General features: G+C 62.4%; 18 protein-coding genes. 9 read left to right on the top strand and 9 right to left on the bottom strand.

The window, feature by feature from the left end; genetic code table 11:
- Positions 1-112: 112 nt before the first annotated feature.
- From ACF8EF_RS11210 to ACF8EF_RS11195, 4 genes are read right to left on the bottom strand one after another with little or no spacing between them, the layout of a single operon-like run.
- The gene (locus ACF8EF_RS11210) at positions 113-1,558 is read right to left on the bottom strand and encodes a curlin (RefSeq protein WP_176683450.1); all 1,446 of its coding nucleotides are present in this window, start codon (positions 1,556-1,558) and stop codon (positions 113-115) included.
- Positions 1,559-1,574: 16 nt separating this feature from the next.
- On the bottom strand, positions 1,575-2,048 hold the full coding sequence (locus ACF8EF_RS11205; RefSeq protein WP_176683451.1) for a curlin: 474 nt from the start codon (positions 2,046-2,048) through the stop codon (positions 1,575-1,577).
- Positions 2,049-2,063: 15 nt separating this feature from the next.
- Positions 2,064-4,295 (bottom strand): Ig-like domain-containing protein, encoded by a 2,232-nt coding sequence (locus ACF8EF_RS11200; RefSeq protein WP_392461149.1) that lies wholly within the window; start codon positions 4,293-4,295, stop codon positions 2,064-2,066.
- A 32-nt stretch (positions 4,296-4,327) separates the two neighbouring features.
- Positions 4,328-5,656, bottom strand: a complete 1,329-nt coding sequence (locus tag ACF8EF_RS11195) for a hypothetical protein (RefSeq protein WP_176683453.1) — start codon at positions 5,654-5,656, stop codon at positions 4,328-4,330.
- 448 nt (positions 5,657-6,104) lie between these two features.
- On the opposite strand from ACF8EF_RS11195, the gene ACF8EF_RS11190 reads away from it, so the two are divergent.
- The 8 genes from ACF8EF_RS11190 (at position 6,105) to ACF8EF_RS11155 (ending at position 15,296) form a co-directional block, all read left to right on the top strand.
- Complete coding sequence (locus ACF8EF_RS11190) at positions 6,105-6,851, top strand: gluconate 2-dehydrogenase subunit 3 family protein (RefSeq protein WP_103444449.1); 747 nt, start codon at positions 6,105-6,107, stop codon at positions 6,849-6,851.
- Between the two features lie 3 nt (positions 6,852-6,854).
- Positions 6,855-8,639, top strand: coding sequence for a GMC family oxidoreductase (locus ACF8EF_RS11185; RefSeq protein WP_392461148.1), 1,785 nt, complete (start codon positions 6,855-6,857; stop codon positions 8,637-8,639).
- A gap of 12 nt (positions 8,640-8,651) precedes the next feature.
- Entirely contained in the window at positions 8,652-9,899 is a 1,248-nt protein-coding gene (locus ACF8EF_RS11180; protein ID WP_392461147.1) for a c-type cytochrome, read from the top strand.
- Positions 9,900-10,165: 266 nt separating this feature from the next.
- Complete coding sequence (ptxS, locus tag ACF8EF_RS11175; protein WP_392461146.1) at positions 10,166-11,185, top strand: transcriptional regulator PtxS; 1,020 nt, start codon at positions 10,166-10,168, stop codon at positions 11,183-11,185.
- A 67-nt stretch (positions 11,186-11,252) separates the two neighbouring features.
- Positions 11,253-12,032, top strand: a complete 780-nt coding sequence (locus ACF8EF_RS11170) for a sugar phosphate isomerase/epimerase family protein (RefSeq protein ID WP_392461145.1) — start codon at positions 11,253-11,255, stop codon at positions 12,030-12,032.
- Positions 12,025-12,975, top strand: coding sequence for a sugar kinase (locus tag ACF8EF_RS11165; protein WP_392461144.1), 951 nt, complete (start codon positions 12,025-12,027; stop codon positions 12,973-12,975). Before ACF8EF_RS11170 ends, ACF8EF_RS11165 begins: the two co-directional genes overlap by 8 nt.
- Before the next feature lie 55 nt (positions 12,976-13,030).
- Positions 13,031-14,323 (top strand): MFS transporter, encoded by a 1,293-nt coding sequence (locus ACF8EF_RS11160; RefSeq protein ID WP_392461143.1) that lies wholly within the window; start codon positions 13,031-13,033, stop codon positions 14,321-14,323.
- A 10-nt stretch (positions 14,324-14,333) separates the two neighbouring features.
- Positions 14,334-15,296: a 2-hydroxyacid dehydrogenase gene (locus ACF8EF_RS11155; protein ID WP_392461142.1), complete on the top strand. Its 963-nt coding sequence runs from the start codon at positions 14,334-14,336 to the stop codon at positions 15,294-15,296.
- Between the two features lie 42 nt (positions 15,297-15,338).
- Here the strand turns inward: ACF8EF_RS11155 and ACF8EF_RS11150 are convergent, their stop codons facing one another.
- The 5 genes from ACF8EF_RS11150 to ACF8EF_RS11130 form a co-directional block, all read right to left on the bottom strand.
- Positions 15,339-16,304: an endonuclease gene (locus ACF8EF_RS11150; protein WP_392461141.1), complete on the bottom strand. Its 966-nt coding sequence runs from the start codon at positions 16,302-16,304 to the stop codon at positions 15,339-15,341.
- A gap of 93 nt (positions 16,305-16,397) precedes the next feature.
- Positions 16,398-17,393: an aldo/keto reductase gene (locus ACF8EF_RS11145; protein ID WP_176683469.1), complete on the bottom strand. Its 996-nt coding sequence runs from the start codon at positions 17,391-17,393 to the stop codon at positions 16,398-16,400.
- A 96-nt stretch (positions 17,394-17,489) separates the two neighbouring features.
- Positions 17,490-18,341 (bottom strand): LysR family transcriptional regulator, encoded by an 852-nt coding sequence (locus ACF8EF_RS11140; RefSeq protein WP_392461140.1) that lies wholly within the window; start codon positions 18,339-18,341, stop codon positions 17,490-17,492.
- Positions 18,342-18,403: 62 nt separating this feature from the next.
- On the bottom strand, positions 18,404-19,588 hold the full coding sequence (locus ACF8EF_RS11135) for an MFS transporter (protein WP_176683471.1): 1,185 nt from the start codon (positions 19,586-19,588) through the stop codon (positions 18,404-18,406).
- A 92-nt stretch (positions 19,589-19,680) separates the two neighbouring features.
- On the bottom strand, positions 19,681-20,562 hold the full coding sequence (locus tag ACF8EF_RS11130; RefSeq protein WP_021783794.1) for a LysR family transcriptional regulator: 882 nt from the start codon (positions 20,560-20,562) through the stop codon (positions 19,681-19,683).
- Between the two features lie 185 nt (positions 20,563-20,747).
- On the opposite strand from ACF8EF_RS11130, the gene ACF8EF_RS11125 reads away from it, so the two are divergent.
- Positions 20,748-20,950: thiamine pyrophosphate-binding protein (locus ACF8EF_RS11125; protein ID WP_249226214.1), on the top strand; the 203-nt coding region annotated here is incomplete at its 3' end.

Here is a 20,950-nt window from a genome sequence, read left to right as displayed (position 1 = left end):
ACTCCAAGGGCTTGCACATGCCGACCGGATCGAAAGACTGCAGAGGGAGGGGCAACAGAAAAAGGAACCGCGGCACCAGGGAGAGGAGCACCGCGGTTCAAGGGGGAGCGGTTTACTGCTGGGTCACAGTGGCCAGGTTCGCGCTGCCCAGCTGGGTGATGGTGGCGGATTGGGCGACACCGCTCTGGTCGACGAACGCCATGTTGCCCTGGCCTCCCTGGGTCACGTAGGCGACGTTGATGTTGTCAGTCTGTTTGATGGTGGCTTCGTTGCCGCTTCCGTAAAGTTGGTTGGTGTAGCTCTGGTTGCTATAGCCGGACTGGTCGAGGGTGATGGTATTGCCGGTGCCCTGGCTGCTGCCGTAGGCATAGTTGTCGGTACCACGCTGGTCGGCGATCAGAATGTTGTCAGTGCCGTTCTGTTCGAAGTACAGCTCGTTGCTGACGTCATCCTGCTTGGTCGACATCTGGTTGCCTTTACCTGTCTGGGTCAGCGTGGCCAGCTGGTCAGCGCCCTTCTGGGTCAGGTTTACGCCGTTGCCATTGCCGGTCTGGTTGATGGTGGCGTTCTGGTTGGTACCGAACTGGCCACCCATCTTGGCGCCTTTCCAGTTACTGGCGGTGATGCTGTTGCCATTGCCTTGGGTGTTGATGGTGAGGTTGAGGTTTTCACCATTCTGATAGGTGAAATGCAGGTTGTTGTTGCCGGTCTGGGTGATGCTGGTGGTTGAATTGTTGGTCTCGAACTGGTCCGACCAACTGGCGTTGGCATTGCCTTGCTGCGACAGGCTGACCTTGTTGCTGACGCCGAAGCTCTGGTCGATATAGCCTTCGTTCAGCTGGCCGGTCTGGACCACGGAGGCCTGGCTACCCACTTGTGTGTCCTGCCACACTTCCACCGAGTTGCCACCCCCGTATTGACCAATGGCAATGGTGCCACCGGTGCCGTCACGCTGGTCGCCATAGGCCCAGTTGTCGTGGCCATCCTGGTAGATCTGGATATCGCCATCGACATGGTTCAGGTGCTCGGTGGTGCCATAGTTGTCCTGGCCGGTCTGGTTGACGGTGCTGCGATTGTTGCTGCCACCGAAGGTCTGCTCGATGAACGCCTCATTGCGCTGGCCGGATTGCCAGCTGGTGGCTTTGCTGCCTTCCTGGCTGTCCTGCCACACGGTGGATCTATTGCCGACGCCTTGCTGGGTTTGCAGCGATTCGTTGTTCGCCCCTATCGACTGGCTGGCGAAGGCATCGTTGTAACTGCCTGCGGCCTGCTGGGTGATCTGGCTGCCGTTCTCGAACAGTTGCTCAGCGTAGCCGGCGTTGTACTGGCCGGTGGCGCTCTGCTGAATATCGCTGGTGCTTTCGGCTTGCACGGCGAGGTGGTTGTGGCCCTTGCCAGTCTGGTGCTGGGTGGCCGAGGCGAAGGGGGCCTGAGCCTGAAAGACTTCGGCGATGTTTTCCTTGCCGTCCTGGGTCTGGGACGAGGTGCTGTCAGCAGCCATGGCCTGACCTGCGAGGGCCAGGACGATAGCGGCACTGAGCGGAGCGAGCTTGTACATGGTGGTGCCTCCAGGTCTATCGGTATTGGGTGATCTGAACATGCTGGCCATTGCCAGCCTGGGTAACGGAGCTGTTGAGCCCCGAGCCGGACTGCACGATGCTGGCGCTGTTGTCGTTGCCGATCTGCTCGATGGCGGCGCTGTTGCTGCTGCCGCTCTGGCGAATCGACGCGCTGTTGCCATTTCCCTGTTGGCTGATGATGGCCATCAGGTCACTGCCTTCCTGCAAGATGTACGCTTCCTGAGCACCGCCAGACTGGACGATACGGCCCAGCAGAGCCTGACCGTTCTGGTCGAGGGCGGCGCGGTTGCCTGACCCTTGTTGCTCGATCACCGCAGCCTGGCCGGCACCGGCCGGCAGCAGGCGGATGATCACTGGTTCACCGAGGTCGTTGCCGGGTGCGAGGTCGGCATTGTCCATCAGGTCCTCTGCCCAGCAGGCCTGGCCCGCCAGGGCCAGGCAGAGCAACAGGGAGTACAGCCGTTTCATCGAAGCCTCCGGCTTTTACTGCACGATGACGTTGACGGTGCGCGTGGTGCCTTGGCTGGTGGTGATCGTCGCCGTCGGTGCCGCAGTCGGGATGATCGTGGTGCTATTGCTGACCACCAGGCGCCAGCGCCCGGTCAGCGCTACCGTGGCCGTACCCAAGGTCTGGACACCGGTAGTTGTGGTTACCTGCACGGTCACGGTATTGCCGGTAGTCACCGACGAGGTGCCACTGATGTCCCAGTTGTAACGGTTGTTGGAGCGCGCCGTTACTGTGGCTGTCGTGACAGCGAAGGTTTCAGCGGCAGGCCGAGGCGACACGTTGACGGTGACCGTACCTGGGGTGGACAGCCCCCCCAGCGAGTCACGTGCCTGGTAGGTGAAGGTGGTGGTGAAGGCTGTGGTTACAGTGGCCGGTGGGGTATAGGTTACGGTCGTGCCGTCGGTGCTGACCGTGCCACGGCCGGCTGCCGGTTGGGTGATGTTGGTCACGCTCAGCGGCACGTTGCCTTCCGGGTCGGTGTCGTTGGCCAGCACGTTGATGGTCAATGGCACGCCCAGGGTGGCGACGGTCTCCGGGTTGGCAGTCGGTGCCTGGTTAGGCGCGACGTTGATGGTGACCGTGGCCGGTTCCGACTTCAGGCCCTTGGCATCCATCGCCCGGTAGCTGAAGGTGGCTACCAGCGGTTGTGTGGCCCCGCTCGGCGGCGTGTAGGTCACCGAGGTGGTGCCGTTCATCACGACGCCGCCAAGGCCGGTTCCGGGTTGGGTCAGGTCGCTGATGGTCAGCGGCACGTCGCCATCCGGGTCGCTGTCGTTCAGTAGCAGGTTGAGTGTGATCGGGACACCGACACTGGTGTTGCCGACATCGGCCTGGGCCAGCGGTGGCTGGTTGGCGGCCTCGACCGGGGCGTTGCCGACCACGATCACCGGCTCCACATCGCTACCGCCATGGGCAGACTTGACCGTGACGGTGGCGGGCGGTTGAGCCAGGTCGTTGACCGTGATGCTTTGCAGCGTGCCCGATTTCGACATGCGGCCGTAGCCTTGGGCGAGCAGGTCGGGGACCACGACTTCATCACTGGAGCTGGCCTCGATCAACAGACGTTTGTTGGCCCAGTCATAGCGTGCGGTGCTGACTTTGACCACGTCGCTGAGCTTGCTCGAGAGTGCAGTCGGCTGGGTGCCGCCGACTGCATTGCTGGCGGTGACAACCACCACCGCTGGCGGCACCGACTGGTTGAACTGCTGGCTGAAGAACAAACCGTTGTTGTCCGAAGTCAGGGTGAACTGACACGGCGAAGGCGGCGTGCCGATCAGTGCCAGGCCATTGCGCATACACAGGCTGGCCTCATTCGGGGCCTTGGCGAACACTTCCACGCGGGTGCCGCTGCCGTTGCGCGAGTACGTGGCTCGCTCCAGGGTGACCGGGGTTTGTGCCCGCTGGTCCAGCACCTTGCCAGACACTGTGAACGTGTTGGTCTGAATGGTGCCAGCGGGCCCTTCGATGCGCACGAAGTTGGTATTGAAGGGGCTACCGGTTACCGCTTCGGTGATATTGGGGTCGCCGATGTAGGTTTCGGTGGTACCAGTGTCAGGGTTGACCTCTGTATACGGCCCGCCAACCCCCTTCAGCCAAGGGCCGATCGCACCCTCCAGCGCCCCCTGGAAGTTGCCCGGAGCGCCAATGCCTATGTCCCGCGTGATGTTGATCGCACGACGTCCTGCCGTGGTGACGTTGACCGTCTCCACCCCGTAAGGGTGCGTGATGGTGTAGGTGCCGGTGCGTGGGACCGAAGCACGGATACGGATGCGCGCGAAACTTTGCTGATCACCGTCTACCGGGTTTTCAGCAGCGAAGGCTGCCTCTAAACCGGCAACGTAGACCTCCAGCTCATAACCGCTGTTACCTACTTGTGGTATCGAGGTTTCGGCCAGGAACCAGAACATCTCCGGTGGCCAGTTATCTGGAAATACCAGCGGCAGGGCATCGTCATAGACACCGGGCTCGGGCAACAAGGTGCACATGTAGGCCGGCGCCCCTGGCGCGCCTGGCGCACGGGTGCTGGTGGCACGTGACTGGCACAGCTCCAGGGATTGGTCGAGGCTGTCCTTGTACCACATCGGATAGCCACCTGTGGCGAAGGTGTAGGGCCCCGGGTCGACATCAGACAGCGCGGCGAATGCGGCGCTGGTAACGGTAAGAGAGAAACCGGCGGCCAACAGCGCACGGCGCGACCAAGTGTTCATGCTGCCTCCTTGAAGGCTGAGCCTTTGTCTGTTCATGGCACCAGCACCACGTCTTCGGTGTCGCTGCCACCGTTGGCGCTGGTGACCTGCACCTTGGCCGGCGGAATGGGCGAGAAGGTCATGCTCAACGTCTTCACGGCGCCGGTACCGCCCAGGTTGCCGATCAACGTGCCGTTGCCGGTATGTGCGGTAAGTACTGGAGGGGTGGTTTCGTCACTCGTGTTGGCCACCAAGGTCAGCTCGCCGGTGGACAAGCGGTACTGGGCCTGTGTGATGGTGACCAGGTCGGTCAGTGGCATGTTGCTGGTGGTCAGGCTGCTGGTGGGGACCGCCACGCTGTTGTCAGCGGACAGTGTCACGATGGTTCCGGCCGCCGGGTTGAGGGCTGACTGTGCGTACCAGGCGCCGGTGCCGTTGGCCTCGGTGAGGCCAAGGTTGGGCGTTTGGCTGGTCAGGGTGACGCTTGCCGGTGGCGGCGGGGCCAACACGAATATGTCTTGCTGGGCGATCAGGTCGCCGTTCTCGGTATGCCTTGAGTAAGTGCTGCGTTGTGGCATCAGCGGGGTTGGCAGGGCCACTTCGGAAAGCTTGCCGGAGACAGCGAACAGCTCGGTGCGCAGGTCGATGCCACCAGGGCCTTCGATGCGTACGTAATTGGTGTTGAATGGGCTGCCGGTGACCTGCTCTTCCAGGTTCGGGTCGCCGATGAAGCGCTCGTTGCCTTCGGTGTAGGGGCCGTTGACACTGCGCAGGAACGGCCCGACATCGCCCTTGAGTGCGCCGGTGAAGTCGCCTGCGCCGGCGATGCCGATGTCGCGGGTCATGTTGATCGCCCGGCGTCCTGCAGCGGGTACATCGAACACTTCAACGCCATAGGGGTGGGTGACCACGTAGGTGCCCGCGGTGGGGACGTCGACCCGAATACGGACTCGGGCAAAGCTGACCTGGTCACCCTCGACAGGTTCCTCGGCGGCGAATGCCGCTTCGATCGCCGTGCCGTAGCTGAGGTCGATGCCACGGGCGGCGTCGACGATTGCAGCGTCGGCGGTGAACCAGAACGCTTCGTCAGGGAAGTTGGTGGGGAAGACGATGGGTTGGGTATCGTCGAACACACCAGGCGTGGGCAGCAGCGTGCACATGTATGAGGGTGCGTCAGGCGCGCCGGCGACCCGGGAGCTGACGGCCTTGGTCAGGCACAGGTCGAGGGTTCGACCGTGGCTGTCCTGGTACCAGGCGGGGAAGCCGCCGTTGGCAGGAACGTAAGCGCCTGGATCGACAGCGTTCAAGGCGGCCTGCGCCGGGAGCTGGAGCATGCTGGCGAAAATCGCCACTGCCAGCGGGTGGGGTATCGGTCGGTGCATGAGTCAATTCCTCCTGCAAACGGGCCCATGGACTTGGGGCGTCTGGGAGGACATCGGCAAGAGCTGTGCCAATATCTGAGGTCTGCGTTGCAGGCCTTGTGGGGCAAGGGTTCGAACCTCTCAGCAGGGTATTTTGCGAGCGGCTGGCGGTGGGCTGCGTTCCCCCAAGGTTGGGGGATTTGGGGGCGGTAATTTCAACCCGATTTGCGGCGCAAAGTCGAGTTCTGAACTCAGATCATGCAGTAGGCGCGGCCGGTTATTCTTGCAATCTGGAACCGCGTCCTTGGAGGTTAAGCCGGGTGGGAAGGTAAGAATGAAACCGGTTTCAAAACCTTTCTGAACGCGCTAGATTATTCGGCTGTCTTCTTGATGGCCTATCAAGATCACCTCTCAATTGAAAATCAGATGGCGCTTATCAAGGCCACCCCAAAGCCGATGAGGATTCGCAATGCCTGAGCATGCCCCAGACAACCCGCGCAGGGATTTTCTGCGCAAGACCTTGACTCTGATCCCTGTCGTTACAGTGGCCAGTACAGGGCTTGGCGTGGGCGCCAGCCAACTGCTTGCGGCCCCGCAACCGCATCAGCAACCGAAAGTGCCGGCTACGCCGCCTGCGGGCAATTATCAACCGACATTCTTCAGCGCCGAAGAATGGGCTTTTTTACAAGCTGCCGTTTCCCGCATCATCCCGGCCGATGAGCTTGGCCCAGGGGCACTCGAAGCGGGCGCCGCCGAATTTATCGACAGGCAAATGAACACCCCCTACGCGACTGGCGCACAGTGGTACATGCAAGGGCCGTTCAACGCCGACGCCCCGCCCGAGCTGGGCTACCAGTTGCAGCTCAGCCCGCAACAAATCTACCGCCTGGGCATCGCTGCCGTGGATGGCTGGTGCAAGGCCAATGGCGGACAGGTTTTTGCTGCGCAAGATAGCGCTACCCAGGACCGCATTCTCAGTACGTTGGAGGCAGGAGAGGTGGTTTTCGAAACCGTTCCGGCCAAGGTGTTCTTCAGCCTGCTGGTGCAAAACACGCGCGAAGGGTTCTTCTGCGACCCGATTCATGGCGGCAACAAAGGCATGGTCGGCTGGACCCAGATCGGCTTCCCCGGCGCCCGCGCCGACTTCATGGACTGGGTCGAGCGCAACGAGCCTTACCCGTTCCCGGCTGTATCGATTCGCGGCGAGAGGGCCTGAGGCATGGCGACTGTGTTGAACAAAGTGGATGCGGTGATCGTCGGCTTCGGCTGGGCCGGTGCGATCATGGCCAAGGAGCTGACCGAGGCCGGGCTGCACGTGGTAGCCCTGGAGCGGGGGCCGATGCAGGATACCTACCCCGAAGGCAGCTACCCGCAGGTGATCGATGAGCTGACCTACAGCGTGCGCAAGAAGCTGTTCGTCGATGTATCGAAAGAAACCGTCACTGTCCGTCATAGCGTGCATGATGTGGCATTGCCCAATCGCCAGCTGGGCGCATTCCTGCCGGGCAAGGGCGTGGGGGGCGCGGGCCTGCACTGGTCGGGTGTGCACTTCCGGGTCGACCCCGTCGAGCTGCGCCTGCGCAGCCACTATGAAGAGCGCTACGGGCGTACGTTCATTCCCGAAGGCATGACCATCCAGGACTTCGGGGTCAGTTACGAAGAGCTGGAGCCCTATTTCGACTTTGCCGAAAAGGTCTTTGGCACTTCAGGCCAGGCCTGGACCGTCAAAGGCCAGGTGGTCGGTGAAGGGAAGGGCGGCAACCCCTATGCGCCGGACCGTTCCAACCCGTTCCCGCTGCCCGCGCAGAAGAACGTTGTATCGGCAAGGCTGTTTGAAAAGGCTGCCACCAGCCTGGGCTACAAACCTTACAACCTGCCGTCAGCCAACACCTCAGGGCCATACACCAACCCCTACGGGGCGCAGATGGGGCCGTGCAACTTCTGCGGTTTTTGCAGTGGCTACGTGTGCTACATGTACTCCAAGGCCTCGCCCAACGTGAACATCCTGCCGGCGCTGCGTCAGGTGCCCAACTTCGAGTTGCGGCCCAATGCCCATGTGCTGCGGGTGAACCTGGACGACCGCAAGCGCAAGGCCACCGGCGTGACCTACATCGATGCCCAGGGGCGCGAGGTGGAGCAGCCGGCAGAGCTGGTGATTCTGGCGGCTTTCCAGTTCAACAACGTGCGTCTGATGCTGCTTTCCGGCATTGGCAAACCTTATGATCCGGTGAAGAACGAGGGTGTGGTCGGGCGTAACTTCGCCTATCAGAACATGGGGACAGTCAAGGCGTTCTTCGACAAGGACACCTACACCAACAACTTCATCGGCGCGGGTGGCAATGGCATTGCCATCGACGATTTCAACGCCGACAACTTCGACCATGGCCCGCACGGCTTCGTCGGCGGTTCGCCAATGTGGGTGAACCAGGCCGGCAGCCGGCCGATTGCCGGTACCTCCAACCCGCCGGGCACGCCGGCCTGGGGCAGTGCCTGGAAGAAAGCCACGGCCGATTACTACACCCACCAGGTGTCAATGGACGCCCACGGCGCCCATCAGTCCTACCGTGGCAATTACCTGGACCTGGACCCCACCTACCGCGATGCCTACGGCCAGCCGCTGCTGCGCATGACGTTCGACTGGCAGGAAAACGACATCAAGATGAACCAGTTCATGGTCGACAAGCTGAGCAAGATCGCCCAAGCGATGAACCCCAAGGCCATTGCCGTGCTGGGCAAGCAGGTCAAGGACCACTTCAACACCACCCGTTACCAGACCACCCACCTGAACGGCGGGGCAATCATGGGCACCGACCCCAAAACCAGTGCACTGAATCGCTACCTGCAAAGCTGGGACGTACACAACGTGTTCGTTCCGGGGGCTTCGGCGTTCCCGCAGGGGCTGGGTTACAACCCGACCGGGCTGGTGGCCGCGCTCACGTACTGGTCGGCCCGCGCCATCCGTGAGCAGTACCTGAAAAACCCCGGTCCGTTGGTCCAGGCTTGAGGAGCGATGAGCATGAAGACACTGTTGATCGCCACCCTGGTGCTGGGCGCCGGTGCGGCTGCACAGGCCGTAGCGAATGACGATGCGCAAGTACGCCTGGGCGAGTACCTGGCCCGCGCCGGTGACTGCGTGGCCTGCCATACCGCCAAAGACGGCAAGCCCTTTGCCGGCGGGTTGCCGATGGAAACGCCGATTGGCACGGTGTACTCCACCAACATCACCCCGGCGGCCAGTGGCATTGGCCAGTACAGCTTCGAAGACTTCGACAAGGCCGTGCGCAGGGGGATCGGCAAGGACGGCAGTACGCTCTATCCGGCCATGCCATACCCGTCGTATGCGCGGGTCAGCGAGCAGGACATGCAGGCGCTCTACGCCTATTTCATGAAGGGCGTGGAGCCTGTCGAGCAGGCGAACAAGGCCTCTGACATTCCCTGGCCGCTGAGCATGCGCTGGCCGCTGGCAATCTGGCGCGGCCTGTTCGCGCCAGAGGCCAAGCCCTGGCAGGCATCCGCGACAGCCGACCCTGTTGTGAGCCGCGGTGCGTACCTGGTCGAGGGCCTTGGGCATTGTGGCGCTTGTCATACGCCGCGGGCACTGACCATGCAGGAAAAGGCCCTGAGCGCGGCCGATGGCGAGCAGTTTCTGGCCGGCAGCGCGCCGCTGGAAGGCTGGGTTGCCAAGAACCTGCGTGGCGATCACAAGGACGGCCTGGGCAGTTGGAGCGAAGCGCAGTTGGTGCAGTTTCTCAAGACTGGGCGCAGTGATCGCAGCGCCGTGTTCGGCGGCATGAGCGATGTGGTCGAGCACAGCATGCAGCACATGAGTGATGCCGACTTGACCGCGATCGCCCGCTACCTGAAAACCCTGCCGCCGAGCAATCCGGATGACCAGCCGCATGTCTACGACAAGCAGGTCGCGGATGCGCTATGGAAGGGTGACGACAGCAAGCCTGGGGCGGCGGTGTACATCGACAACTGCGCGGCCTGCCACCGCACCGACGGGCAGGGCTACACCCGCGTGTTCCCGGCCTTGGCCGGCAACCCGGTGGTGCAGACGGCGGATGCCACGTCGCTGATCCATGTGGTGCTTGCCGGTGGCACGGTACCGGCAACGCACACTGCGCCGTCGAACTTCACCATGCCGGCTTTCGGCTGGCGCCTGAGCGACCAGGAGGTTGCCGAGGTGGTGAATTTCATTCGCAGCAGTTGGGGTAACCAAGGCAGTGCCGTCACGGCCGGTGACGTGAAGTCGCTTCGCTGACGTGTTTTTCTGCGCCCTCGCCCGTAGGAGCGGGTTTACCCGCGAACACGGGCGAAGCCCGTGCCATCCCCTAACGTAATCAGATTCCAGGGTAAGCCCTGTTCCATAGATATAAATCTAAAAATATCAATAATTTATGCAATATTATTAATGCGATTTAACATTTACTGAATTCGCGCCCGACCAACGGCCTGTTGACGAACCCGCGCATTTTTGCTGTATTGAAACCGGTTTCATCCCCATTAAAACAATCATAAGGAAAACCCATGACCGACGCGCCTGCCCATACCCGCGAACGGGTCACCATCAGCGAAGTGGCGCGTGTTGCTGGCGTTTCCAAAGCCACCGTCTCCCGTTACATTGGTGGCGACCGCCAATTGCTGGCCGAAGCCACGGCCAAGCGGCTGGAAGAGGTCATCGAACGCCTCGGCTATCGCCCCAACCAGATGGCTCGCGGCCTCAAGCGCGGCCAGACGCGACTGATCGGCATGCTGGTGGCCGATATCCTCAACCCCTATTCAGTGGCCGTGATGCACGGCGTGGAAACCGCCTGCCGTCAACATGGTTACAGCCTGGTGGTGTGCAACACCAACCGCGACGACGAGCAGGAGCGTCACCACCTGGTGGCCCTGCAGAGCTACAACGTCGAAGGGTTGATCGTGAACACGCTCGGTCACCACCCCGGCGAACTGCTCAACCTGCAGCGTGACATCCCCATGGTGCTGGTCGACCGCCAATTGCCCGAGCTGAATGTGGACCTTGTCGGCCTGGACAATGCCGACGCAGTCGAGCAGGCCCTCGACCACCTGCAGGCCCAGGGCTACCGCGACATCCTGGCGGTCAGCGAACCCCTCGATGGCACCAGTTCACGCCTGGAGCGGGTGCAGGCGTTCGGCGCGTCGATCAGCCGCCGGCCAGGCATGCGTCAGCAGGTACTTGAAATCAGCGCAGAGCTGCAGGGCCAGTTGGCTTCGTTTCTTGCCCACAGTGGCCATGGTCCGCAAGCCATCTTCACCTTCAACGGCGTTGCCACCTTGGCGGTGACCCGGGCCCTGCTCGAGGCCGGGCGCAACCTGGTTGCCGATGTCGGGCTGATCGCCCTCGACGACCTCGACTGGTACCCCTTGGTTGGCAAAGGCATTACCGCACTGGCCCAGCCCACCGAGCGTATCGGCGTGGCGGCATTCGAAAGCCTGCTCGGTCGTTTGCGCGGCGATAGCGGCGCAGCACGGCGCATCGACTTCAAAGCCAACCTGATCATTCGCGGTTCAACCCAACCCCAGTAAGAAACAGCAGGTTTGTGCCTGCTGCTGTTGATCAAAAAATGAAACCGGTTTCATAAGGACAAGAACAATGCACGCGAACCCCGTTTCCATCAGTCTCTCCAGCTACGGCGCCGACTTTGTGCGCCAACGTGGCCAGGAGCAGTTTCTGGACCTGCTGGCCGCCGCTGGCGTCAGCCGCGTCGAACTGCGCGAAGAATTGTTCGCCAGTGCACCGGACGCCGCTGCGCTGGGTAGGGTCATTGCCGCGCTGCGCCTGGAATGCCTGTACTCCACCCCCCTTGAACTGTGGACCGCGCAAGGCGTGCCCGACCCGCTACTGGTGCAGAAGCTGGAAATTGCCCGGTCGCTTGGCGCGGTGGCGCTGAAGGTTTCCCTGGGGCACTTCGATGAGCACTGCGATGTGACGGCCCTGGCGTCGCTGCTGCCTGCGCATGGGCCTCTGTTGCTGGTGGAAAACGATCAGACCGCACAAGGTGGCAGGCTCGAACCGATGCTGCAGTTCTTCCAGCGCGTCGACCCGCTTGGGCTGCGCCTGGGTATGACGTTCGATATCGGTAACTGGCAGTGGCAGGGTGAGCCTGCGCGGCAAGCTGCAAGGCAGCTAGGCCGTTGGGTGCGCTATGTGCATTGCAAGGCCGTGCAACGTCGGGCCGATGGCCGTCTGGTTGCCATACCGCCGCAAGCGGCGGACCTGCAGGAGTGGGCAGCGCTGATGGCCGAGTTCGCGCCGGGCGTGGTGCGCGCTGTCGAGTACCCACTGGTGGGCGACGACCTGCTGGCGCTGACCCGGGTCCAGGTACGTCACCTGTCTGCACTGGGCGCGGCGCAGGAGTTGGACCATGCATGAACATGACGTGCTGTGTTTTGGCGAGACCATGGCCATGTTCGTTGCCGAGCAGGCCGGCGACCTGGCCGCTGTCGGCCAGTTCGGCAAACGCATCGCCGGCGCCGACAGCAACGTGGCGATCGGCCTGGCGCGGCTGGGTTTCAAGGTACGCTGGCTGAGCCGGGTTGGTGACGATTCGCTGGGCCGTTTCGTGCTCGACAGCTTGCGCGGCGAAGGCCTGGACTGTTCCGGCGTCGAGGTGGATGCCAACTACCCGACGGGTTTTCAGCTCAAGGCCCGCAGCGATGATGGCAGCGACCCGGCAGTGGAGTACTTTCGCCGCGGTTCGGCGGCCAGCAGGCTGTCACCTGCGATGTTGAGCCCCGTTTGGCTGCAGGCTCGCCACGTGCACGCTACCGGTATTCCGCTGGCGTTGTCGGACAGCTGTCGGGCGCTTTCCCACGCGCTGCTGGACGAGATGCGCGCAGCCGGGCGAAGCCTATCGTTCGACCCCAACCTGCGTCCCTCGCTGTGGCCCGATCAAAGCAGCATGGTGCGTGAAATCAATGCCCTGGCGGCCAAGACCGACTGGGTTTTACCGGGGTTGGAAGAGGGGCGGTTGTTGACCGGTCAGCACACCCCGGCTGATATCGCCGCGTTCTATCTGGACCAAGGGGTGGAGCTCGTGGTGATCAAGCTGGGCGACGCTGGCGCCTACTTCCGCAGCGCCAAGGGCGAAGGGCAGGTAGCCGCCGTGCCAGTCAGCCGCGTGGTGGACACCGTCGGTGCAGGTGATGCCTTTGCCGTCGGTGTGCTTAGCGCGCTACTGGAGGGCCGTCCGATAGTCGAGGCGGTAGCGCGTGGCAACTGGTGCGGCAGCCGTGCCGTGCAATCGCGGGGCGACATGGAAGGGTTGCCGCTGCGCCATGAACTGGAGGCCTACGACCTGCGCAGAAGCGCATGAGCCGACCCCGAATCACCTGTTGCAACAAAAACAACAAGCTCAGGAGAAACAAACCATGCAAAGCCAAAGCCTGGCACCTCGCCGCTGGTGGTACATCATCCCGATTGTGTTCGTCACCTACAGCCTGGCGTACCTGGACCGCGCCAATTACGGCTTCGCCGCTGCCTCCGGCATGGCCGAAGACCTGCATATCACCCCGGTGATGTCTTCGCTGTTGGGGGCGCTGTTCTTTCTCGGTTACTTCTTCTTCCAGGTGCCTGGTGCCATCTACGCTGAAAAGCGCAGCGTGAAGAAGCTCATCTTCGTCTGCCTGATCCTGTGGGGCGGCCTTGCCACGCTTACCGGCATGGTCAGCAACGTCTACATGCTGATTGGCATCCGCTTCCTGCTCGGGGTGGTGGAGGCTGCGGTCATGCCGGCCATGCTGGTGTACCTGTGCCATTGGTTCACCCGGGCCGAGCGTTCGCGCGCCAACACTTTCCTGATGCTGGGCAACCCGGTGACCATTCTGTGGATGTCGGTGGTGTCGGGTTACCTGATCAAGCATTACGACTGGCGCTGGATGTTCATCATCGAAGGCTTGCCCGCTGTGATCTGGGCGTTCTTCTGGTGGCGCCTGGTGGATGACCGCCCGGCCCAGGTGAAGTGGCTGAGCGAGCAGGAGAAGGCCGCCCTGGCGCAGGCGCTGGCTGCCGAGCAGCAGGGTATCAAGCCTGTGAAGAACTACCGCGAAGCGTTTCGCTCGCCGCAGGTGATCATCCTGGCGCTGCAGTACTTCTGCTGGAGCATCGGCGTGTATGGCTTCGTGCTGTGGCTGCCATCGATTCTCAAGCAGGCGGCGAACGTCGATATCGTGCAGGCCGGCTGGCTGGCCTCGGTGCCCTACCTGGCGGCGGTGCTGGCGATGGTGGGCGTGTCCTGGGCGTCGGACCGCCTGCAAAAGCGCAAGCGCTTCGTCTGGCCGCCGCTGCTGATTGCCGCCGTGGCGTTCTATAGCTCTTACGCCTTGGGCAGCGAGCATTTCTGGCTGTCTTATGCATTGCTGGTGCTTGCTGGTGCCTGCATGTACGCACCTTATGGCCCGTTCTTCGCGATCGTGCCCGAAATCCTGCCGGCCAACGTCGCAGGCGGCGCCATGGCGCTGATCAACAGCATGGGGGCGCTGGGCTCGTTTGGCGGTTCGTGGCTGGTGGGTTACCTCAATGGGGCTACGGGCGGGCCCGGCGCCTCTTATCTGTTCATGTGCGGTGCGCTGCTGACGGCAGTGGCGCTTACCGCTGCGCTCAATACTTCCCAGACCTCTGGCCGGGCAAAGCGCGATAGCTCGCGTCTGGCCATGAACCATTAGGAAACCCGCAATGAAGAAGCGAATCGTCCTGTATAAACGCCTGTCCGGCGACCTGATGGCACGCCTGCAAGATCGCGTCGAGGTGACCTGGGTGGATACTACCCAGCCCGATGGCCTGGCCCGCCTGCGCGATGCGTTACCGGGGGCGCACGGGTTGCTGGGGGCCAGCCTGCGCCTGGATGCCAGCCTGCTCGACCTTGCCCCGCAACTGGAAGTGGTGTCGAGCGTTTCGGTAGGCGTGGACAACTACGACATTGCTGAACTCAGCAGGCGTGGTGTGATGCTCACCAACACGCCCGACGTGTTGACCGAAACCACCGCGGACACAGGCTTTGCCTTGATCCTGGCTACCGCCAGGCGGGTGGTGGAGCTGGCGAACTGGGTGCGTGACGGCCGCTGGCAGGCCAACCTGGGGCCAGCGCATTTTGGCAGTGATGTACACGGCAAGACGCTGGGCATCGTCGGCATGGGCCGCATTGGCGAGGCCCTGGCCCGGCGCGCGGCCGCGGGCTTTGGCATGCGCGTGCTGTATCACAGCCAGCGTGCCAAGCCCGAGGTGGAAGCACGCTATGGCGCATGCCAGTGCAGCCTGGATAAGCTGTTGCAGCAGGCAGATTTCGTTTGCCTGACGGTGCCGTTGAGCGCCAGCACCGAAGGGCTGATAGGCGCACGGGAACTTGCGTTGATGAAGCCAGAGGCAATTCTGGTGAACATCTCACGCGGTCGCGTGGTGGATGAGCAGGCGCTGATCGATGCGCTGCGGGCCAGGCGCATCCGCGGTGCGGGGCTGGACGTGTTCGTGCATGAGCCGCTGCCGGCCGACTCGCCGCTGTTGCAGCTGGATAACGTGGTAGCGACCCCGCACATCGGCTCGGCGACCGAGGACACCCGCCAGGCCATGGCGCGTTGCGCGGTGGACAACCTGCTCAGCGCGCTGGCCGGTGAGCGGCCGGTAAACCTGGTCAACGGCTGACGCGACCCCGTTCCCACAGGGGCCGCGCAGCCTTTGAAACGATCAGCGGCAGTTACCTGCCTTGCGATAGCCTGCTGCCTGCGCTTCACCTTCGTTAGCGAAGGTGACCTGATTCTTCGCTGCAACCTGGTTGTAGCTCGGGCAGCCGACTGACAGGTGATAGACGTGGCTGTTGCGGTTGCCAAGCACGGCGCCGACCGAACCGGCGCTGGCCAGGCTTGGTTTGGCCTCAGGCTTGGCCGCTTTTACCGGCACCGTCTGTGCCACGCCGCTGCCAACCGGCTTGTAGCCGGCAGTCCACTTGCGTTCGCCGCTTACAAACGGGTTGCCATGGCCCATGATCGCGGCAATGCGCCGGTCGCGTTCTTTCTCCCAGGCCGACACCGGGTGTTGCTTGTCCCAGGCCATCAGCAACTGTTGCTGTTGGCGCGACATGTTCAGCTTGTAGCGGTCGAACATGTAGAAGGTGGTGCGGGCCACCAGGCCTTTGACTTCGTCACGCGGTTCGGCGGTGCGCTGGACGAAATCGACCTTGGTGGTGCATTGGCCGTATTCGCCGGTATTGCCAGTGACCATGCCGTAGTTGAAGTTGCTGCGGTCACCGTTGACCTCACCCACGGCCGGGTAAAGGTTGAACAGGTCGGCCTCCATGGCGCGGAATACCGGGTCGTTGTCCACGCAGTGCTCACGGCCGCCGTTCTTCCAGCACTGGCGCTGGTTGCCGAAGGTATGGGCGGGCACGATGTGTTCCCACTCGGTGCGCTCGGCGCGGTTCTGCTGCTTGCGCGTCTGGTAACCACACGAGGCGGCATCGATGCGCCCGCCAGACTTGCCCACCCAGGTCCATTTGCAACCGCAGTACAGGTCACCCATGGCACTGCTGGCCTGGTCCAGATAAACCTTCTGCTTGGCCACCACCTTGGCTTCGGTGAAGGTGGCCGGCGGGTTGGCCAAGGCGGGGAGGGTAAAGGAAAATAATAAGGTTATGGCGTAAAGCAGTGATTTCATGGGGAAAACATATTTCAGGTTGGGCCGCGCATTGTAATGGTTTCCGCGAGGCTGACCAGCTCGCGGACCCATACCAACTGCCGCAAGCCCGCGCTATTTGAAGCCGGTGACCGCGTGGGGAACGTAAGGGGCCTGCAAGCGCACCACCTCGTCTTCGCTCAGCTGCAGTGACAGTGCGCCCAGAGCATCGTCCAGGTGGGCGGGCTTCGAGGCGCCGACGATAGGGGCGCTAACACCGGCCTTACCCAGCACCCAGGCCAGCGCAACCTGGGCCATCGGCACACCCCGTTCGCTGGCGATCTGCTCGACCACATCGATTACCCGGCCATCCTCCACCTCGGTCTTTTCATAGAACGACTGCCCGGACACATCGGTGCGCGTGCGCTCGGTCTGCTGCCCATGCGGCCGGGTCAGGCGGCCGCGCGCCATCGGGCTCCAGGGCATCAGGCCGATGCCTTGATCCAGGCACAGCGGAATCATCTCTCGCTCTTCTTCGCGGTAGATCAGGTTGAGGTAGTTCTGCATCGACACGAAGCGACTCCAGCCGTGGCTGGCGGCTACCTGCTGGGCCTTGGCGAACTGCCAGGCATACATCGACGATGCGCCGATGTAGCGCGCCTTGCCGGCCTTGACCACATCATGCAGGGCTTCCATGGTTTCCTCGATGGGAGTGTGGTAGTCCCAGCGGTGGATCTGGTACAGGTCGACGTAGTCTGTGCCCAGGCGGCTGAGGCTGGCGTCGATGTTGGCCATGATCGCCTTGCGTGACAAGCCTTGCTCATTGGGCCGGCTGGCGCCTTCCCACATGTTGGCAGGGAAGAACACCTTGGTGGCGATCACGGTTTCTTCGCGGCGGGTAAACTCCTTCAGGAGTTTGCCGAGGATGATTTCCGAGGTGCCGGCGGAATAGCTGTTGGCAGTGTCGAAGAAGTTGATGCCTTGCTCGACGGCGTGGCGAATGATTGGCCGGCTGGCGTCTTCGCCCAAGGTCCAGGGATGAGTGCCCGCGTCGGGTTCACCGAAGGTCATGCAGCCCAGGCACAGCCTTGAAATGTCCAGCCCGGTGCTACCCAGCTTTACGTACTGCATCGTCGTCTCCTTCAAGGGCGTGAGTGATGGAGTTAGCCTAACGCTGGAAGACTTGGGCGAAAATTCCGTATTGATGCATTTGCCATCTGCAAGAATTCACAAGCGCAGCAGCGGCCGGACCTGCTGCTGGAGGAAGTCGGTAACCGCCTTGATCCGCGGTGTGGCGCGTACGTCTTCATGCACTGCCAGCCAGATCTCGATGCTCATGGTCTGTTCGGCGCTGCCTGCTTGCTTCAGGCCGTGTTCCTGTGCCATGAACGCGGGCAGGCAGGCGATACCGATGCCGCCGGCACAGGCTTGGGCCTGGATGCGCAGGTCATTGCTGTGCAATGCGAACGGCTGTTGGCCGGCCTGGAGGTTGAGCCATTGCTGTTGTGGTGAACGGGCCTGGGACTCGTCGTAGCCGATGTAGCGCCTTGCCGTTGCGCTGGCCAGGTAACCGGGCGACGCGTACAGCCGGTAATCCAGGTGCCCCAGCAGGCTGACCACCAGGGTTGGCTCTGTCGGCCTGGCCAGGGCGATGCTGATGTCAGCTTCGCGGCGGGCCAGGGATGCCCTGGATTTGCTGCCTACCAGCTTCAGGCGCAGTTGTGGGTAGCGCTGGTACAGCTCGCCCAGGCGCCGGGCGACGATACTGCCCAGCAGCGCCGGTGGTGCCGAGAGCACCACTTCGCCTTCCACTGCCTGTTGGCCGGCGCTGGCGAAATGCTCCAGGGCAAAAGAGGACATGGCCATCTGTTCGGCGAGTTCCGCCACACGTTGGCCTTCGTGGGTGAGGGCATAGGCGCGGGGGCGCCGGTCAACCAGCTTGAGCTTGAGCGAAGCTTCGAGCGAGGCGATGCGCCGGGCCACGGTGGCGTGGTCGACACCCAGGGTCTTGGCGGCGGCCGACAGCGAGCCGGCCGAGCTGAAGGCGGAGAAATGGCGCAGGTCTTCCCAATCGAACATGAATGACTCGGCAGTGGCGGGTGCATAACGGGGTAGGGTAACCCTTTATGACCATGCCGGCTTCAATGCCCGCCTTTCATCCGCCGCGCCACCAGGTAGATGCCCAGGCCTACCAGCGCAGTCGCGGCGCCGATGTACCCGGTGCTGGTCCAGCCCATACCCGCAGTAATCGCCATGCCTCCCAGCCATGGCCCCAGGGCATTGGCCAGGTTGAACGCCGCATGGTTCGACGCCGCTGCCAGGCTTGGCGCTTCATGGGCAATGTCCATGAGGCGAATTTGCAGCGGTGCCGCCAGGGCGATCATGGTACCCACCAGGCCGATGCCCAGCAGCAGGCTCCACAGCGCCTGGGCGGCGAAGGTAAAGAACAGCAACACGGCAATCGACCACACCAGTACCAGCCCCACGGCGCGGAACTGCAGGCGGTCGAACAGCTTGCCGCCCGCGATGTTGCCGACGATACCGCCCACGCCGAACGCTGCCAGACCGAACGGAATCCACTGTGGCGACACCTGGGTCACTTGCAGCATGGTCGGTGCCAGGTAGCTGAACACGCAGAACATGCCGGCAAAACCGATCGAAGCGATGGCCAGCGCCATCCAGACCTGTGGGAGGGCAAAGGCCTGTAGTTCCTTGCGCGGGTCGCTGCGTGTTTCGTCGTGGCGCTGGGGCACGAAACGCCAGACCAGGGCGATGGTGCACAGGGCGATCGCGCCGACCAGCACGAATGCCGAACGCCAGCCGAAGTACTGGCCCAGGAAGGTGGCAACCGGGTTGCCGAGCAACATGGCCAAGGTCAGGCCCATCATCACCCGGGCAACGGCCCCCGCGCGCTGATCCTTGGCCACCATGCTCGAGGCCACCACTGCGGCAATGCCGAAGTAGGCACCGTGGGGCAGGCCGCTGATGAAACGAAATGTGACCAGGCCACCGAACGAGGGGGCAAAGGCAGTGGCCAGGTTGCCCACGGCATACAGCAGCATCAACAGCAGCAGCATGTGCTTGCGCAGCAGTTTGGCACCGAGAATGGCCAGTGTCGGAGCGCCAACCATCACCCCCAGCGCATAAGCGCTGATGGCATGACCCACCTGCGGCTCGCTCAACTGCAAATTGCTGGCAATGTCGGGCATCAGGCCCATGATGGCGAATTCGCCGGTGCCGATGGCAAAGCTGCCCAGTGCCATGGCAGCTTCCATCTTGGCGACGGTGCTTTTACTGGGTAGCGGGGGGCGTTCCTGGACTGACATCTGTATCCCTATTGAAACATGCTGAAACGTTCAAGGCGGGATAATAGTCAATCGATGGCTGCAACGTCGAGGATGCTGCCCCCGATTGGCCCTCAGCGCTCCAGGTAATGCGTCTGTGCAGCAAAGTCGATGAACCGCTTGCTCGCCAGCGACAGGTATTCCCCCGAGCGCCAGCACAAGCGGAAACTCATTTGCTGTGCCGGCCGGAAGGGCACACCGACGATACCTGGCGTACGTTGCTGCACTGAGCGCAACAGGGTCGCCACCCCCATGTTGTCCAGCGCGGCCTGCACCACCAGCGAGACGAAGTTGCTCTGTAGCGCCACCTGGTAAGTGATCCCATGTTCGGCGAAGAACGCATCCAGAAGATGGCGTTGAACGAAGGTGCGATCGAACACCACCATGTCGGTATTGCGCAGGTCTTCGGCGGTGAGGAAGGCTTTGCCGGCATAGGGATGATCAGGGTGCATGCACGCCAGCATCTCGTCGCTGCCCAGCAGGATCGACTCCTTGTCGGGCGGCACACGCCGGGACTCCAGCAGCGCCAGGTCGATTTCCCGTTGCTCCAGGCGGTGGCCAATGTCTTCGGCACTGCCTTCGAACACGGTCATGGCAATGCCCGGGTACAACTGGCGGAAGGCGTTCATCAACCCGGGGACGTAGTGCAGGCCGAACATCGGCGGAATACCCAGGCGAACTTCACCACGCTTGAGATCGGCCATGTCGCGCAGTTCTTGCCGGGCAATGTCCATTTCGCGCAGGGCGGAGGCAATTCGCGGCAAGAACTGCTCGCCCTCTGCCGTGAGGATCACTTTGCGCGTGGTGCGGTTGAACAGGGTGACCCCCAGTTCTTCTTCCAGCCGGGTAACGGCCATGCTCAGCGCTGGCTGGGCGATGTGCAGGTGCTGCGCGGCCTTGGTGAAGCTGCCTTGGCGGACGATTTCGACACAGCAACGCAATGCCTTGAGGTTCATTGAGGGGTGCTACCTTTCATGCGGGATGCATTCATAACGAAATGTGATGCTAAGCATCATAACAATATATTTATTATTATTAACCAGAGGGCCTACGATGCGCGCCACTGAGACATCCTGCAACATCTCAGTCACGCAGCTTAATAAATCTGCAATCCCACAAAGATTTTGAGGTAGTACCCCAAATGGCCAAGGCCGCCGATGTCGTTGTGCAATGCCTGGAAAATGAAGGTGTCGAGTATGTATTCGGCATCCCCGGTGAGGAAAACCTCGACCTGCTCGAATCCCTGCGCAAGTCGAAGATCAAGCTGGTACTGACCCGTCATGAGCAGTCTGCAGGTTTCATGGCTGCCACCTACGGTCGTTTGACCGGCAAGACCGGCGTCAG

It is taken from the genome of Pseudomonas sp. zjy_15 (assembly GCF_043101865.1).
Taxonomy (GTDB): Bacteria; Pseudomonadota; Gammaproteobacteria; order Pseudomonadales; family Pseudomonadaceae; genus Aquipseudomonas; species Aquipseudomonas putida_Y.
The sequence above is the reverse complement of the archived record's forward strand: the minus strand, read 5'-3'. Positions and strand labels throughout refer to the sequence as shown.